Source organism: Alkalibacillus haloalkaliphilus (genome assembly GCF_007991275.1).
Taxonomy (GTDB): domain Bacteria; phylum Bacillota; class Bacilli; order Bacillales; family Alkalibacillaceae; genus Alkalibacillus; species Alkalibacillus haloalkaliphilus.
In genome coordinates, this window is record NZ_BJYA01000011.1 from 146,193 (window position 1) to 162,336 (window position 16,144).

Sequence of the window (16,144 nt, forward strand, 5' to 3'; positions counted from 1 at the left end):
TTAAAACCTATGAAAACACGTAATCCAATTATGCTAACCCACATAAAAAAGCGAATGATTGAAAACACAATCATTCGCCCGTATAATCAACTTTTTCTAACCGTGGATTTGGAGAAAACTTACGACCTTGCTTAGCTTCATGTTCATTATTTAGAAGCACATTGTCCCCGGTAAAGCCGATTTTCATTTTAAGTAAATTGCTTCCTACCCCATACATATCAATTGGGACGTGTAATGACTCGAAACGTTTAATTTTCTCTTCAGAAAACCCACCGCTAGCCACGATTTTCACATGGTTGAACCCTTCATCGTCCAACGCTTTACGTAAAGCAAAAATAAGTTGGGGATTAACACCTTTTGGATCAAATGAACCCATCAGATGTTGATTTCTAAAGAAATACTTATCAACCATGTTTTTAGAAGTATCTACACGCACACCTTTTAATTCATCTTTAAACTCTCGTGCTACTTTTAGTGAATCTGTAATGACATCATTATTATAATCAACTAAAGCAATTAATTCATCATCAGGAAACGTTTCCTTATACGCCTGTGTGGCTTTCACAATGTCACCTTTAAACATTTGAACAAGAGCATGTGGCATCGTTCCAATACCTTGCTTACCCCACCATTCATTCATAGCATGAGTCGCTTGGGCAGTTGAACCACCAATATATGCAGCGTATCCATCACCAGCTTGCTGAGTATAATGATCATCACGATCACCCATGAAAATGACAGGTTTTTGTTTACCAGAAATACCTGCAGCGTTAACTACCTCATATACATTAGTCGCTACAGACGTTCTCCTACCTAAAATCCCATCAACTATACCTTCTAAGTAGCCGAAGTCTTGATAACGGCCCGTCACAGTTAATACAGACTCATATGGACTAACTTTATCACCGTCTTGTAATGAATAGATTTCTAGGTCCTCTGGGTTGTCGGCAAACCTGTGTAATAAAGCAATTGCTTCGTCTGTACCACATAAAACTGCATCTTGCTTTTGGAAGAACTGCATTGTTACAACATTGTCAGCAAGGTGTTCTTCAACAATTTTCTTTGTTTTTAAAAAATATACTGCTGAGAACCAACCGTCTTTGATTCGATCATCAAACTTGAAGGTTTTATTTGTTAAGCGTTTAATTTTACCTTGTTGCTTTAATTCGAATTCTTTCATCGTAGACCCCTCATCCACTAATATTAATCAATCAAACAACATTACACTTCATACATAGTCACTTGAAATGGTTCGCCAGCTTTTTCTTGGTCGTTTAATACTAAAATCCCCTTTTCTTGAGGTGCATTTGGCAAATTTAACTCTCTAGCTGCACAAATCATTCCAGTTGATGGTACACCTCTTAGTTTGGAATCTTTAATTTCCATTCCACTCGGCATAATAGCCCCAACTTTAGCTACAACAACCTTTTGACCTTCTGCCACGTTTGGAGCACCGCATACGATTTGTAATTGTTCATCGCCAACATTTACTTGGCAAACATTTAGCTTGTCAGAGTCTTCATGTTTACTCACTTCATCTACTTCACCAACGACAAACTTAGGTGATACATCAATATGAAGTTCTTCATCAAGTCCATTTTCTTTAAAAATCGTCTCTAATTGGTCAACAAAGCTTTGATTAATGTTAAGCAGATCATAACGGTTAACTTCTAAGTAATCAGAAATGCCGAAAATATTGTAAGCTACCGGTTCATTTGTATCTTCAATCGCAATACGTGTCACAGATCCGTAAGAAGTCGTTGTAATCTTCTCTTCTGTTTGTTTAAGTGTTAAAACTAATACATCTCCAATACCTTCACGGTTATATACTACTTGCATCTTCTCTACTCCTTATCATCTTCACGTTTTTTTTGAGCTAAAATAAAGATTGGTTCTAATTGGTCACCTTCATATAAGAAAGGTAAAGATGTAATTGGGATTCGACCTTCTGCAAAAAACTGCATCATCATTTGAGCTAACACGTCATAACCGACTTTGTTACGGATGTCAGCAAAAATTATAACATCTTGGTGTGGTACACCGATTGCTAATTCGCCTTCAATTTTCGCTTTCATTTCTTCAATTAAAGCTTCGTTTAAGATTCGACTAGCATCATAACCATCATTAGTCGATAAGAAATAAAAAGTGTTGCCAGCGACTTCATCTTGCTTCATGTCTGTTGGAAGTCTTCTCACATTAAACATAGCAACTTCACGTATACGCTCATACTCCCAGTTTTCTCTTTTCATCATTTCTTCATCAACTAAACGATAAGATTTACCTAAATCTAATGCATAATAAACTCTTGTTTCGGCTGTATGTTCAGTATACACAAGTGGTACACCATCATTTGATTCAGTCGGAAATGAACCTGAACGTATGACAGGAAAGATTTGATTTTCTTTCCCTTCTAATGTTTGTTCTTCATTCATGATTTTCAATGCTTCTGTAATATGTGACACAAGCTCATCGACTGCTTCATCTTTTCGGTTTTCCCACTTGGAAATAACACCTGGTAATGAAATGGTTACACCTTGTCCACTATGCTTCCACTCTACTCTAAATGTATCTTGATCTTTATCAAAAATCGTCTTCCATTCATCACGATTAAATTGTTCTTCTAGCTTCTTTTTCATTTTAATACTTGTCATTTTCATTATTTTGCCCCCTTTATCGAAGCACACTAGCCATTATTTTACCATGTATTACTGACCGAGAAAAGCTAACGGCTTATTGGGGTGAAGAATTAAGCATCTAACTTTAAATCACCATCTTTTATGAAACCTTTTTTCCTTAACAATTCAGAAATAAACACACTAATAATTGCTGGCGCAACGATCAACAACATGATTAAGATTATTAATAACTCTAATGAAAAGCCCATCGTTTCAAATGCCATGATAGGTCCAACAAGTCCGCTCGTTCCCATACCAGCACCGATTGCATTATTTTCTAAATGTAGCCACACGGTTGCAACGGGGGCCAAGATTATTCCTGCCACTGTTGGCGCTAAGAGAACTATAGGCTTTCGAACAACGTTAGCAATTTGCAGCATCGAAGTTCCGATCCCTTGTGATACAACACCCGATATGCCATTCTCACGATAACTACTTGCAGCAAAGCCAACCATTTGTGCTGCACAACCTACTGTCGCTGCCCCTGCTGCTAAACCTTGCAAATCTAACATAACAGCAATCGCTACACTAGAGATTGGAGCTGTTAAGGCTAGGCCCATTAAGCCAGCAACAACCATTCCCATTAAAAATGGTCTTAAGTCAGTTGCCCAATTAATAATCGCACCAAAACCTTCCAAAAAGGCTGAAATTGGCGGTCCTACAAATGAGGCTACAAAAAAACCGACTAAAATTGTAACAAACGGCGTGACGACGATATCTAATTTTGTCTCTTTGCTCACTAGCTTACCTATTTCAACAGCTAGCAATGCTGCGATAAAACTTCCAGCAGGACCCCCTCCAATATCTGCTGCATAACTTCCAGCAAAAAGCGCGCTATATAATACTAAAGGTGGTGCTTTTAAACCATGAGCGACAGCAATTCCAATAGCACCACCATAAATGATTGGCTGAGTAGCAAAATCACCAATTTGTACAAATGCATCAGGTAGGAAAGGTACTTCACTTCCTAACGTCTGAATAATCGTACCGATGATTAAAGAAGCAAACAACCCTAATGCCATATAACTTAATGCGGTAATAAAATATTGATGAAACGATGGATTAACGCCTTTTTTCTGTAAAAATGCTTTCACAGGACTAACCTCCGACAGTAGTTATTCTTCATCTTCACCTTCATCTTCTTCTATTTGTTCAACTGAGCTAATAATTTCGATCATAAGTTTCGCATCGTCTTCAACTTGGCTTAGACTCGTGATGGTAGACATCTTTATGCCACCAATGCCTAAATGAACCTCGTATTGGTCATCGCCATGCTCAATCGCATGAATGTATGCAAATGCATCTTCAGTTTCAATTGTTCTTAAATATACACCCTCATCTGATATACGATTATAAAACCATTGACTGTTAGGTGCTTCAAACTCGTTTACGAATAATACATATGGTTGACCACCATCATTAAAAACGACATTGTGAGGATTCGCGTCTGTAACTTGAAAATCATCTGGTTTATAGGCATCAAATCTATCAAATGAATAATTGGTCTCTATTTCCTCTGAAGATAAGACGACACTCCTCACTTCACTTTCAGCTTGGCTAAATGCTTCTTCTGCTGATGGCGAGCATGCTGCTACAACAGCAACAGTCAACATCAGAAGTAAAGCTTTAATATAACTCAACTTCTTTCCCCCCCAAGATCATAAAGTAATTATCTGATTAAACACTATTTACGCTACCAATTATATTAAAAAATAAAGCTTATATATTTGACAAAATCTAGCTATCTATTCATTATTAAATATAACAAAAAAATTGTAAGGAGGTCATTCAATGAACTTATCAATTTATTTAGCAGGACAAATTCATGATGATTGGCGCGAACAATTAAAACACAAAGCTGAACAAAAAGGTTTGAACATTAACTTCTACGGACCTCAAGAAAATCATAGTCTATCTGATGATATAGGTGAAAATGTGTTAGGTAAACAACCTAACAACCTATACCGTGATGATGCCGCTTCTGGTATTAATAATTTTAGAACAGAATTAATGATGCAAAAATCAGATGCCGTTATTGCACTTTTTGGCGAAACATATAAACAGTGGAACACCGCAATGGATGCTGGTATTGCGATTGGACTTAATAAACCATTAATTCTAATTCGTCCTGACTCTTTAATCCATCCGTTAAAAGAGTTATCCAATAAAGCGAATGTCACTGTTGAAACAACCGATCAAGCAATTGATGTACTAGCTTATACTTTCCAATAAACATAATTAAAGAGAGATGAAATAGGGACTAACGACCTATTCATCTCTCTTTTTAATTTAACCGTTTTGTCTAATAGAATCAACTGTTGATTGATCAACTGACTTAACTAATTTAGTTAGTAATTCCTTAGCCGCTGCATAGTCATCGATATTAATAATAGATGAACTTGTATGGATATAACGAGAACAAATCCCAACAACTGCTGAAGGTACTCCATCATTTGAAGTATGAACGCGTCCAGCGTCTGTTCCACCTTGTGAAATAAAGTATTGATAAGGAATGTCATGTGTTTCAGCTGTATCTAAAATAAAGTCACGCATACCACGGTGTGTAATCATTGAACGGTCAAAAATACGTAATAATGCTCCTTTACCTAACTGACCGAACTCATTTTCATCACCTTCCATATCATTAGCAGGTGAAGCATCTAACGCAAAGAAAATGTCTGGGTCAATCATATTAGCAGCAACTTGTGCACCTCTTAGTCCAACCTCTTCTTGCACTGTTGCACCAGAATATAATGTATGAGATAACTTTTCGCCTTGTAACTCTTTTAATAATTCAACTGATAATCCACAACCGTAACGATTATCCCAAGCTTTAGCCATAATTTTCTTTTCATTAGCCATTTCTGTAAATGGACATACAGGAATAATTGGCTGACCTGGTTTAACGCCTATTCTTTTAACGTCCTCTTCATCATCTGCTCCAATATCAATTAACATATTTTTAATTTCCATTGGTTTCTTTCGTTGTTCTGGTGTTAAGTTGTGTGGAGGGATTGACCCAATTACACCAACGACCGGACCATTGTCAGTCATGACTTGTACACGTTGTGCTAGCATGACTTGGTTCCACCAGCCACCTAACGTTTGAAAGCGTAACATACCATTTTTCGTTACTTGCGTTACCATAAAACCGACTTCATCCATGTGGCCTGCAACCATCACTTTAGGTCCTTCACCGTGACGAACTCCAAATACGCCACCAAGCTTGTCTTGAACGACCTCATCAGAATATTTTTCTAATTCTTGACGCATAAATTGACGAACTTCATGCTCATGACCTGGTGCACCTGGTAGTTCCGTTAAAGTCTTAAATAAATCTTTCGTTTCTTGATTCATTATGTATCACTCCAAGTTTTAGATTACTTATATTTATTTTAACAGAAAATTAACATTAATCCATCATAGTTTGCTGAAAGCTATTTTAATTTCTAGATTATTAAGCTTATAATGTAAGAAACAAACAATTTTGGAGTGGTCTAAACATGAAATGGTATAAACTAATCGTACCAGCAGCCGTAGGGGCTACTGTCGGAGCTTATGTTGGCAAAAAAATCAAAGAACAATGGATCGTGCCTGAAGTCGCTTTAAAGCACGTTAAAGAACTATTTAAACAAGATGGGCCGATCAGTGGCTCTTGGATCTTAATGGAAAAAGAAGTCTATGAAAAAGACGGGCAAGAACATATAGCTTATCAAGGTGGCATTTCTAGAACAGTTGATGGACAGACTCAACATTATAAGTTTTATGTTGATGCATCAACAGGTCAATTACTAGACTCTTATTTAATCTAATGATTCTATTTCAAATGTGGTGGTGTAGATATTTATAACATCTCATCTACTTATTACATTACCCTTTTAATTCATGTATTTATAATCGCTACATCAAAATGCTTCGCTTTCCGCGGGCACGGCTCGAGCCTCCTCGGCCCAAAGAACGGGGCCTGTGGGGTCTCGAGACACGTGCTATTCCCGCTGGAGTCTACGCATTTTGATTCCGCTTAATACAGCTCACCTAACACAAAAGTGACTACATAATTTTATTTTAGTTGATTCTTTCCTATGCATTTTTTAACCTCATCCTTTTCCCAAAGCTGAATTTGACGTACGATAAGGCTACGCCAGTTCGGCTAAAACCACGCCCTGTGCCCAACGACTGGGATTAACATCTCACCCGAATTAACTGAAACCGTGCCCCCTGCATAGAAAACAGTGCCTAAACAACAACCGTAGGGAGTTTAAACAGATATTATACTTGTTCCCTGTAGGTAAAAGCTTTCACCGAGAGCGGTTCACATTATACCAACGGTTAGTTAAAAGCACCCTACCTTTTAAGTGAAATTGTACAGCTACCTCAACAAATATTTTATACCCAAAAAACCCGAGCATCGACCGTGTATATTGGTCATGCTCGGGTTTCTACTTATTCACTAGTATATTCGTATCGCTTACGTTCTAACTTCTCTTCAATTTGTCCTTCTTGATCAAAGCGAATTGCACGATAATAAGCATCGTGATAAAAAATAAACCACCGATTCTTCTCGTATGCTTCTTCTAACAATTCTTTCTTTTCATGCACACTCGTAACAGGGTAATCATCATAAGCTAATACCCAAAGTGGATTTTGGTGTCCATGTGTTGGCATTAAGTCAGCCATATGAACGAAAGATTCTTCATGACCATCATAATGAATGACACAATGCCCATTACTATGACCACCTGTATGCTTCATTGTAAAGCCAGGAAACACTTCATATGAGCCATGAAAAGTTTCAACTTGATGTTGCACCGGCTCCCAATTCTCTTTCCAATACGTGTTTTTTGAACGCATATTAGGATTCTTCATTTCTTCCCATTCAATTTCTGATGTTACAATTGTTGCATTAGGGAAAGTTGAAGCAAGCTCACCTTGATCATTAATGTAGGTTAAGCCACTTGCATGGTCAAAATGTAAATGTGTCATTAAAACCGTATCAATATCATGTACCGTTAAGTTTAAAACTTCCAATGATGAAACGACGTGAGATTCCTCTAAAACTCCAAAGTTACGTTTTAACTTTTCATTTAACTTCCCGAACCCAACACCTGAATCTACTAAAATGTTACGGTTATTTACTTGAATTAAAATAGGATCACATCTTAATTCAATTTGCTCCAAGTCGTTGTGTGGGTATTTTTTGCTCCAAAGTGGCTTTGGCACAACACCAAACATCGCACCACCATCCATGTGCGTCACACCGCCATTTAACCATGTTAACGTCAACTGACCAATTGTTAATTGTTCCATACACTCACCCTTTTGTATACAATATCATTTATTTAAAAGATGCAATACAACGGTAGATTGGCTGTCCTTTGTTAGAGAATTTCTCTTCATACTCTGTCATAACATTTGTCTCATCTTCTAAGGCGTGTAAATCTAGGGTGACATCTTCAAGTTTCATTCCAAACTGCGAAAAGCTAACTAAGCTATATTCAAATAACTTGCGATTATCCGTTTTCATAATGATTTGACCTTCATCATGTAAAACACTTTTATATTGCTCTAAAAATGTGTGATAAGTTAAGCGTCTTTTTTCATGGCGTGATTTAGGCCACGGATCTGAAAAGTTTAAATAAATACGATCTACTTCGTTTTCAGCAAACATATCCCGCAAATCTTGTGCATTTTCATGCATTAACTTCGCGTTGATTATTTCCTGTTCTTTTATTTTGTCAATTGCACTTACTATAACGTTTTTATCGCGTTCAATTCCGATAAAATTAAAGTCAGGATTTTTCATCGCCATTCCTTCTATAAAGCGACCTTTACCTGTTCCAATTTCTAAAGCGATTGGCTGCTCTTTATCGAAGATTGAATTCCAGCTACCTTTTCGTTCATATGGTGTTTGTTCAACTATTGCACTATTTTCTTTAATATATCCTTCAGCCCAAGGTTTATTTCGTAGTCTCATAATGACACCTTTCTTTTCATGTTTGTCTCATTTTCCATTATACAATAAAAATATCTATATCCAAGATTAATCAAGGATATAGATATAGATTAATATTTTATAAATAATTGCTGATTGCTAGTTAATTGCTGTTTCCATTTCTCTGCTTCTTCGTCATCACCGCGTTCTAAATGCCATAAATAAAATGATAACGACTGTGCTGTCATATACCATTGACAACGAGCGAGTAAATGATCATTTAGCTGGATGCCGTATTGATCTAACCATTGTTCCCAGTTAGACCTTGGAATGTATTGATATAGTAACATACTTAAGTCCATTGCCGGATCAGCTAATACTGCATTATCCCAGTCGATTAAGTATAAATGGTCATCTTCTCCTAATAACCAATTTTCGTGGTTAAGGTCTGCGTGACACACAACCTTTTTATGGTTTTCAACAATGCTTATATGATTCGTCAAAAACTGAACGGTTTGTTTCACAATACTAGTTTCTGAAATTGATAGTTTTTTACTTTTTTCATGTAGATTAACAAGTAAATGCCAAGGTTCTAGCGGCTTCTTACCCATGCGCATAAATAGGTGTAAAATTTCAGATGAGTGGTGAATTTTACTAATTAGTTGAACGACTTCATCTTGCTGCATTTCTGGCTTAGTTAATACGCGTCCTTCTAACCACTTTTGCGCTGTTATAACATCCCCATCCGCTAAACGTTTCGTCCAAACGAGTTTAGGTACAATCCCTTCAGCAGATAATATCGCTAAAAACGGAGAGGAATTCCTTTTTAAGAATAATTTCTGTTGGTCACTATTTTCAGCTAAATATGCTTCTCCCGAGCTTCCTCCAGCTGGCGTTATTAACCAATCGGAACCTAGTACTTGTTCCATCGTTCACTCACCTACTTTATTGCGTGTCGTCCAAGTTCTATTAAATAGTCAGACTAGAATAGAATAACCTATTTTAGTATGTTTTTTCAAGAGAATATAAAAATAAACTTATTTTAAAATACAAAATGATTGTAAGTGTTTACGAATATGACATTGATCAACCTCGTCCGTAAAGCCATCTGCTTGGTAAATTAACGGGGTATCACTCGAAATAGACACCGTTGAACCATTAAAACAATCTACTTCTTTTAAGCTAGTATGTTTACCGAAGAATACCGTTATAAATAGTAAGAGTATTTTCATTCTAGATATATTACTAACTGTTGTTATAGTAAAATGTTGATCATTCACTTCAGCATTAGGTGCTATTTTCATCCCACCGCCGAAATACGGGTGATTACTGACCGTGATTAACCATGTATTGTCCATTTTAATACATTCACCATCTACATTTAAAGACAAATTTTTCGGTTTGTATGTAAATACGTTTTTAATAAGGCCATAAACGTAAATTAGTTGCTTTAGACGGAAAATGTTCAACCATTTTTTAAACGAAGACTGATCAACTGTTTGGGCCACTTCACCATCAAAACCAAAGCCAATACTTGAAGCGAATACATATTGATTTCCACTAACTTCATATTCTCCAAGCCAATAGAGCATGCTTTCAGGTTGTTGAAATAGTAAATCAGCTTGTTTATATGGGTTCAGTTCCATTCCACAACCTCTAGCAAAATCATTGCCAGAACCAGTTGGAATAAGACCAATGGCAATGTCGTTATTTTTTAGGCCATTAAAAACTTCGTATACTGTTCCGTCTCCACCAATAATTATAATTGTTTGGACTTCACCGCTATTCACAATCGTTTTAGTAATCTCTGTTGCATGCCCTTCATACTGTGTATAGTAAGTTTTATGTTGTGAGATTTTGTTATGATGTCTTTCCTTTATGTAATTATAGACAGAAGAAGCTTTTTGGCTTCCTGCTTTATAATTAATAATAAATGCATACATTTTTCGATCTCCTCAAGTTTACTTTAACGACACTTGAATACTTTTTGTGAATAACACATCAAAACTGTTCATCAGTTTCAACATCTTCCCATTCAGGCCTTTTAATAGATGTTGTTTGAGTATAAGATAACAAAGTCTCTGTTACTTTTAACTGATTATGTTTCAATGGATTTTTGCTTTCTCGCATTGATTGAAACCAAGATTGATAGTTTTCACGATCAACATACTCTGTTTGATAAGGTAAGTGATTATAATGAATCACACCTTGACTAGTAAAAACTAACTTTTTAATATCAAAGCTTACATTATGATAATCTAGCATCGTTCTTACTGTACTCTCCATACGCTTCAAAGCAATATTAGGGTTAACAATCATCCTCTCAGTTTCATCAGTTTTCTTAAGCCATTTTCGCTGATCTACTGGCTCATACACACTGTTACTTTCATCATCAAGCCAATTAATACATAGAACTTCAGTTGGCGTAATTAAAATGATTTCTGCTTCTAAGAGAGCATGCTTTAATTTAAAAATTGGGAAATACATCAATAAATAAGTGTCAGGAAATCGAGTTAAAAAATATTTGAGCCGCTGATCTATTTCATACGTTCGATCAAGAAATGATACTTCTTGTAATGTACTAGAAGCCCACTTCAATTGAAATTGATATGTTTTGTCGAGAAACTCCACTTTCAACTCTTCTTCAGTTTTTGGTAATTTAGTTGTTGGTTCCTCTACAGGTTCATGATGACGCTTAAACCAATTCTTCCAACGCGGTTGTTCTTCTTCGTAATTAACCTCTTCATCGACCGGTTCTTGTTGGTTATACCACTGATTATAAATGGCATCGTAATTTTCTTTTTTTAGGCGAATGAATTGTCCTGGGTAACGATACACATCTGTTTCATAGCGTGATATATAATCTTGTAATTTGACTAACTGTGCCATGTTATTCACCTGTTTCCTTTAATGTAAAAGTTTTGACGATTTCATATTTCGGTTCATTTTGCGGGTGAATTTTAAACAGTTGAAACTCTTCAACTCTAAAATGATTGATCGGATCATTAATCTTATTGTTTAAACTTGTACTTAAAACCGTTTTATCTTTCCATTTTTTAGCTAGTGTAATATGTGGTTTGTATGACCGTTTGTCTTGATCAAAATTAAGCGCTGCAGCTGCTTTTTCGACTTTTTCTTTTAAATCACTCAACGGCTCTACAAGTTGAACTTTTGCAAACAATACTCTCGGTTGCTCTTTTTTACCAAAATAGCTAAGTCCATTAATGCTTATGTCAAACTGAGGAACCGTAATATCTTGAAGGTACTCTTCTAATTGAGCCACACTTTGTTCTGAAACAGGCCCTAAAAACTTTAACGTAAGATGAAAATCTAACTCATGAACCCACCCTCGATAACTAACATAAGGCTTGATATGTTGTTGCCATTGAGATAAGGTCAATGCCACTCGGTTTGGCACTTTGATACCAATGAAATAATGGTTCACTAGAAATCACCACTTTTATGTTTTTAATTGGTCTAATTCTTGCTCGGTTAACTCGCGGTATTCACCTAATGGTAACTGTTCATCCAATGATAAGCTTCCCATTTGACGTCGTTTTAAAAATCGCACCTCGTGGCCTCTCGCTTGGAACATACGTTTAACTTGGTGGAATTTTCCCTCTGAGATCGTCACAACGACCCAAGAGTGTTCATCAGTTGTTTCTGTTACTTCTAGTTCAGCAGGTTTCGTTACATAATCATCATCTAATATGACACCTTCTTTAAAAGCTTGTACATCTTCTTCTGTAACAACCCCATTAATAGTTGCCTCATATATTTTATCGACTTTTTTCCTTGGAGATGTAAGCTGGTGAGCTAATTCTCCATCATTCGTTAATAATAATAAGCCAACTGTATCTTTATCTAACCTTCCAACTGGAAATAAATTAAATTTATCATAAAACGGGTCTAATAGATCTGTTACACATTCATGTCTTGAGTCCTCTGTTGCAGAGATTACACCTTTAGGTTTGTTTAACATAATGTAAACAAATTCTCGATAATCAATGACGTTTCCATTCACAACGACTTCAGATTGATTAGGGTCAACATGATGGGAAACATCTTTAATGACTTCCCCATCAACTTGAACTGATCCTTTTTTAATTAATTTTTTAACCTCTTTACGTGAGCCGAAGTCTTCATTTGCTAGCAATTTATCTAAACGCATAAATCATACTCCTATATAAACAGTTTTGAAAAGCGGTTAACTCTTTCTCCAAGTAAATGTTGTAGTAAAGTTGTCTTGTATGCTAACCATAAATAAGCATAGGCACCAATGGTTACAGAGCCAAATAATTGGGTTGAGTATTGTAGACGCGTACCGTCAGTAAATGGCAATCCTAATAGCCAGTTCGTAATGACAACAATGATCGCCATTATTGCCGTTAAAATAATGATGAGCAACGATTTTTTTAACAACGGCTTTAACTCAAATTTCGTTTCTTTGTATAACTTAACGACATTTAACGTTGCAGCCGTTAACACACCAATCCCTGTCGCAATAACAGCACCTTCTGCTTGTAAAACGGTTATGAGTGGTACGTTTAAAATTATTTTAACTAAAAGGCCGATCCCTAAACTAATTAATGTGAAGTTCTGCTTATTAACACCTTGTAACATCGAAGCACTGACAGTAAAAAGTGCAAAAAATAGTGACACTGGTGCATACACTGCTAAGATGGACCCAGCGTAGACAACTTCCTCAGGTGAATATAAAGTACCATAAGCCTGGTCTGATAAAAGGGCTAAACCAACAGATGCAGGTAAAATTAAAAGCATAACAATTTGGAATGCCTTACTTATATAATTTTGATACTCCTGATGATTATTTTGTGTAAAAGCATGTGTAATCGACGGTAATAATGCCATTGCTAACCCAATTGCAAGCGTAACAGGGATAATCACTAATTTATGACCATAGACAATAATGACTGAAAGAAGTGACTCAGAAATTTCGCTAAGACCGATACTACTCATTGTTCGATTAAATGTAACTTGATCAACTAATTGATATAACGGTGTAGCTATTCCAACTAATATAAATGGACCTGCATATGAAAGTAATTCTTGATACATATCACGCCGAGGAATACTCGGAGCACGCTTACGTGATTGATTTACTTGTCGTTCGATTGATGGCTTTCGCTTTCGATAGATTGCCGTTAATACAAGGCTAGAAGCAAGCGCACCAATGAATGCAGCAAAAGCAGCTAGTCCAACTGCCATCGTGATCGTACCATCGAGAATTCTTAACACAACAAAACCTGCAGCTAATAAGAAAACGATTCTCACAATTTGTTCGACAACAATCGAGATCGCACTAGGCCCCATTGAACCATGTCCTTGGAAATAACCTCTTACGATACTCATTGGAGCGACAATAAGTAAAGCAAAACTAACCATTTGAATAACAAACGTCACATCACTTAATGAATTCGAGAAATTGCCATCTGCTGGGACAAATATACGTGCTAACCACTCTGCGCTTAAAAACATAATTAAAAATGAAACCAAACCTGTTATAAACATAAAAAACAAACCTGATTTAAACATAACTTCCTTCGTCCGATAGTCTTCCAAAGCATTATACTTCGCAACAAATTTAGACATGGCCATAGGTATGCCTAAAGATGAGATGGTTAAAAATATTTGGAAAGGGTTATAGGCGTATGAATACAAAGTTCCTCCAGTATCACCTACTAAAGCGAAAAATGGTATAACATATAATAACCCTAGTACTTTTGATAAGTAATTGGCACCTGTTAACATCATCGTGCCTCTTAATATATTTGACTGTGACATATTTTCACCTACAATTATTGTTCTTTCTAACTCTTTTATTTTATCATATAGAAGGGAGAAAAATAACGAGCAGAAGGGTATGAAATAAATTTGAAATATGATGTTGTTGTAATCGGTGGTGGACCCTCTGGTTTAATGGCTGCAATTACAGCTGGCCGTCATGGGGCAAACACTTTATTAATAGAAAAAGGGAAAAAACTAGGTAGAAAACTAGCAATCAGCGGTGGAGGACGTTGTAATGTAACTAACGTCTTACCTGATAAAGAACTAATTGAACACATTCCTGGAAATGGAAAATTTCTATACAGTGCATTTTCGATCTTTAACAATTATTCTATTATTGATTACTTTGAATCTCTTGGAGTTAAACTAAAAGAAGAAGATAAAGGTAGAATGTTCCCAGTGAATGATAAAGCAATCACTGTCGTCAACAGGCTATTAGAACAAATCGACCAACACGATATTAACACTAAGCTTAACACGAAAGTTGATGCCATACATTATGGTGAAGATCATCACACGATTATATTAGATGATGGAGAAAAAATAGAAACAAGTTCTGTTGTCATTGCAGTAGGAGGAAAATCAGTACCACATACCGGCAGTGAAGGACAAGGTTATGCCTGGGCAAAAAAAGCAGGACATACAATTACCGATTTATATCCGACAGAAGTTCCGATGACATCAAATGAACCTTTCATAAAACAAAAGATATTACAAGGGATCTCATTACGAGATGTAACGATAACGGCACTAAAACCAAATGGTAAACCAATAAAAACTCACCGTTGGGATCTCCTCTTCACACATGAAGGCGTTTCTGGTCCAGCGGCACTAAGGTTAAGCCAATACGTTGTTAAAGCTTTGAAAAAACATAAAGTTGATGAGTTAAAGGTTTCAATAGATTGTTTCCCTGATATAAATGAACAACAATTAGTAGAGCAACTTATGTCTGCATCCAAACAATCACCTAATAAATCGGTTAAACAGGTTTGGAAACCGATGATACAAGAACGTGTCTTACTATATTTAATGGAACTTGCACAACTTGATCCATCAACAACCTATCATCACTTAGAGAAAAAGAAAGTCATAAGCTTAGCTCATAACATGAAAAATTTTGAGTTAAACGTCAATGGTACATTACCAATAGAAAAAGCATTTATTACAGGTGGTGGCGTTTCCTTAAAAGAAATAGTACCAAGTGAAATGGCTTCCAAAATAATGGATCGACTCTATTTCTGTGGAGAAGTACTAGACATTCATGGTTATACTGGAGGATTTAATATTACTGCTGCCTTCTCCACCGGCTATATCGCTGGCTTAAATTCAGCACAACGAGCTACCAATTATATAGAAGAGTAATGAAAAAACCGAGGACATCTTGCGATGTTCTCGGTTTTTTGGCTTTTGTATTATTAATGATTCTGTTTCAAATGTGGTGGTGTAATGTTTTACACCATCCACTTATTACCCTTTTAACGAATACATTTATCATCGCTACATCAAAATGCTTCGCTTTCACCCGCAGGGCACAGGTGCAACATCTGCTCATGCTCCCTACGGTCGCTTATCGCAGTATTTTTTTGCAGGGGCATGGCTCGAGCCAGGTAACTTCATCGAAACGGCAACATGATTGTTGTGACAATGGCCACCACCACATTTAGTATAGAGTCGAAAAATAATACAAAAAAAGCTCAGTATTTACTGAACTTTTTAAATTGCCCGGCGG

The 16,144-nt window shown here is 36.3% G+C and carries 17 protein-coding genes; 3 read left to right on the plus strand and 14 right to left on the minus strand.

The window, feature by feature from the left end; all coding sequences use genetic code 11:
* Positions 1-70 precede the first annotated feature (70 nt).
* From AHA02nite_RS08515 to AHA02nite_RS08535, 5 genes are all read right to left on the minus strand, one after another.
* On the minus strand, positions 71-1,180 hold the full coding sequence (locus AHA02nite_RS08515; protein WP_146816313.1) for a nicotinate phosphoribosyltransferase: 1,110 nt from the start codon (positions 1,178-1,180) through the stop codon (positions 71-73).
* A gap of 41 nt (positions 1,181-1,221) precedes the next feature.
* On the minus strand, positions 1,222-1,839 hold the full coding sequence (gene ytpR / locus AHA02nite_RS08520; RefSeq protein ID WP_146816315.1) for a YtpR family tRNA-binding protein: 618 nt from the start codon (positions 1,837-1,839) through the stop codon (positions 1,222-1,224).
* 5 nt (positions 1,840-1,844) lie between these two features.
* On the minus strand, positions 1,845-2,657 hold the full coding sequence (locus AHA02nite_RS08525) for a DUF1444 domain-containing protein (protein ID WP_017185898.1): 813 nt from the start codon (positions 2,655-2,657) through the stop codon (positions 1,845-1,847).
* A gap of 89 nt (positions 2,658-2,746) precedes the next feature.
* Positions 2,747-3,769: a PTS transporter subunit IIC gene (locus tag AHA02nite_RS08530; RefSeq protein WP_146816317.1), complete on the minus strand. Its 1,023-nt coding sequence runs from the start codon at positions 3,767-3,769 to the stop codon at positions 2,747-2,749.
* Between the two features lie 21 nt (positions 3,770-3,790).
* On the minus strand, positions 3,791-4,315 hold the full coding sequence (locus AHA02nite_RS08535) for a hypothetical protein (RefSeq protein ID WP_146816319.1): 525 nt from the start codon (positions 4,313-4,315) through the stop codon (positions 3,791-3,793).
* Between the two features lie 151 nt (positions 4,316-4,466).
* Between AHA02nite_RS08535 and AHA02nite_RS08540 the strand changes: the two genes are divergently transcribed.
* Complete coding sequence (locus tag AHA02nite_RS08540) at positions 4,467-4,907, plus strand: YtoQ family protein (RefSeq protein ID WP_146816321.1); 441 nt, start codon at positions 4,467-4,469, stop codon at positions 4,905-4,907.
* Positions 4,908-4,964: 57 nt separating this feature from the next.
* Here the strand turns inward: AHA02nite_RS08540 and AHA02nite_RS08545 are convergent, their stop codons facing one another.
* A complete protein-coding gene (locus AHA02nite_RS08545; protein ID WP_146816323.1) occupies positions 4,965-6,032 on the minus strand; it encodes a M42 family metallopeptidase in 1,068 nt (355 codons plus the stop codon).
* A gap of 146 nt (positions 6,033-6,178) precedes the next feature.
* On the opposite strand from AHA02nite_RS08545, the gene AHA02nite_RS08550 reads away from it, so the two are divergent.
* Positions 6,179-6,487, plus strand: a complete 309-nt coding sequence (locus AHA02nite_RS08550; RefSeq protein ID WP_146816325.1) for a PepSY domain-containing protein — start codon at positions 6,179-6,181, stop codon at positions 6,485-6,487.
* Positions 6,488-7,118: 631 nt separating this feature from the next.
* Here the strand turns inward: AHA02nite_RS08550 and AHA02nite_RS08555 are convergent.
* From AHA02nite_RS08555 to AHA02nite_RS08590, 8 genes are all read right to left on the minus strand, one after another.
* Positions 7,119-7,982: a YtnP family quorum-quenching lactonase gene (locus tag AHA02nite_RS08555; protein WP_146816327.1), complete on the minus strand. Its 864-nt coding sequence runs from the start codon at positions 7,980-7,982 to the stop codon at positions 7,119-7,121.
* A 28-nt stretch (positions 7,983-8,010) separates the two neighbouring features.
* Positions 8,011-8,649 carry a tRNA (guanosine(46)-N7)-methyltransferase TrmB gene (gene trmB, locus AHA02nite_RS08560; RefSeq protein ID WP_146816329.1) on the minus strand — a complete coding sequence of 213 codons (639 nt, stop codon included), beginning with the start codon at positions 8,647-8,649 and terminating at the stop codon, positions 8,011-8,013.
* 89 nt (positions 8,650-8,738) lie between these two features.
* Positions 8,739-9,536 (minus strand): phosphotransferase family protein, encoded by a 798-nt coding sequence (locus AHA02nite_RS08565; RefSeq protein ID WP_146816331.1) that lies wholly within the window; start codon positions 9,534-9,536, stop codon positions 8,739-8,741.
* A gap of 108 nt (positions 9,537-9,644) precedes the next feature.
* A complete protein-coding gene (locus tag AHA02nite_RS08570; RefSeq protein ID WP_146816333.1) occupies positions 9,645-10,550 on the minus strand; it encodes a diacylglycerol/lipid kinase family protein in 906 nt (301 codons plus the stop codon).
* Between the two features lie 58 nt (positions 10,551-10,608).
* Positions 10,609-11,496 carry an NERD domain-containing protein gene (locus tag AHA02nite_RS08575; RefSeq protein ID WP_146816335.1) on the minus strand — a complete coding sequence of 296 codons (888 nt, stop codon included), beginning with the start codon at positions 11,494-11,496 and terminating at the stop codon, positions 10,609-10,611.
* A gap of 1 nt (position 11,497) precedes the next feature.
* The gene (gene thpR, locus AHA02nite_RS08580; RefSeq protein ID WP_146816336.1) at positions 11,498-12,052 is read right to left on the minus strand and encodes an RNA 2',3'-cyclic phosphodiesterase; all 555 of its coding nucleotides are present in this window, start codon (positions 12,050-12,052) and stop codon (positions 11,498-11,500) included.
* 15 nt (positions 12,053-12,067) lie between these two features.
* On the minus strand, positions 12,068-12,778 hold the full coding sequence (locus tag AHA02nite_RS08585; protein ID WP_146816338.1) for a pseudouridine synthase: 711 nt from the start codon (positions 12,776-12,778) through the stop codon (positions 12,068-12,070).
* An 11-nt stretch (positions 12,779-12,789) separates the two neighbouring features.
* A complete protein-coding gene (locus AHA02nite_RS08590) occupies positions 12,790-14,412 on the minus strand; it encodes a putative polysaccharide biosynthesis protein (protein WP_146816340.1) in 1,623 nt (540 codons plus the stop codon).
* 90 nt (positions 14,413-14,502) lie between these two features.
* Between AHA02nite_RS08590 and AHA02nite_RS08595 the strand changes: the two genes are divergently transcribed.
* Positions 14,503-15,777, plus strand: a complete 1,275-nt coding sequence (locus tag AHA02nite_RS08595; RefSeq protein ID WP_146816342.1) for a BaiN/RdsA family NAD(P)/FAD-dependent oxidoreductase — start codon at positions 14,503-14,505, stop codon at positions 15,775-15,777.
* Positions 15,778-16,144: the final 367 nt, after the last annotated feature.

Bases quoted from the DNA above. Each gene is read 5' to 3' on its own strand.
- AHA02nite_RS08515 (WP_146816313.1), bottom strand. From the start codon at position 1,180: ATGAAAGAATTCGAATTAAAGCAACAAGGTAAAATTAAACGCTTAACA.
- ytpR (WP_146816315.1), bottom strand. From the start codon at position 1,839: ATGCAAGTAGTATATAACCGTGAAGGTATTGGAGATGTATTAGTTTTA.
- AHA02nite_RS08525 (WP_017185898.1), bottom strand. From the start codon at position 2,657: ATGAAAATGACAAGTATTAAAATGAAAAAGAAGCTAGAAGAACAATTT.
- AHA02nite_RS08540 (WP_146816321.1), top strand. From the start codon at position 4,467: ATGAACTTATCAATTTATTTAGCAGGACAAATTCATGATGATTGGCGC.
- AHA02nite_RS08545 (WP_146816323.1), bottom strand. From the start codon at position 6,032: ATGAATCAAGAAACGAAAGATTTATTTAAGACTTTAACGGAACTACCA.
- AHA02nite_RS08550 (WP_146816325.1), top strand. From the start codon at position 6,179: ATGAAATGGTATAAACTAATCGTACCAGCAGCCGTAGGGGCTACTGTC.
- AHA02nite_RS08555 (WP_146816327.1), bottom strand. From the start codon at position 7,982: ATGGAACAATTAACAATTGGTCAGTTGACGTTAACATGGTTAAATGGC.
- trmB (WP_146816329.1), bottom strand. From the start codon at position 8,649: ATGAGACTACGAAATAAACCTTGGGCTGAAGGATATATTAAAGAAAAT.
- AHA02nite_RS08565 (WP_146816331.1), bottom strand. From the start codon at position 9,536: ATGGAACAAGTACTAGGTTCCGATTGGTTAATAACGCCAGCTGGAGGA.
- AHA02nite_RS08570 (WP_146816333.1), bottom strand. From the start codon at position 10,550: ATGTATGCATTTATTATTAATTATAAAGCAGGAAGCCAAAAAGCTTCT.
- AHA02nite_RS08575 (WP_146816335.1), bottom strand. From the start codon at position 11,496: ATGGCACAGTTAGTCAAATTACAAGATTATATATCACGCTATGAAACA.
- AHA02nite_RS08585 (WP_146816338.1), bottom strand. From the start codon at position 12,778: ATGCGTTTAGATAAATTGCTAGCAAATGAAGACTTCGGCTCACGTAAA.
- AHA02nite_RS08590 (WP_146816340.1), bottom strand. From the start codon at position 14,412: ATGTCACAGTCAAATATATTAAGAGGCACGATGATGTTAACAGGTGCC.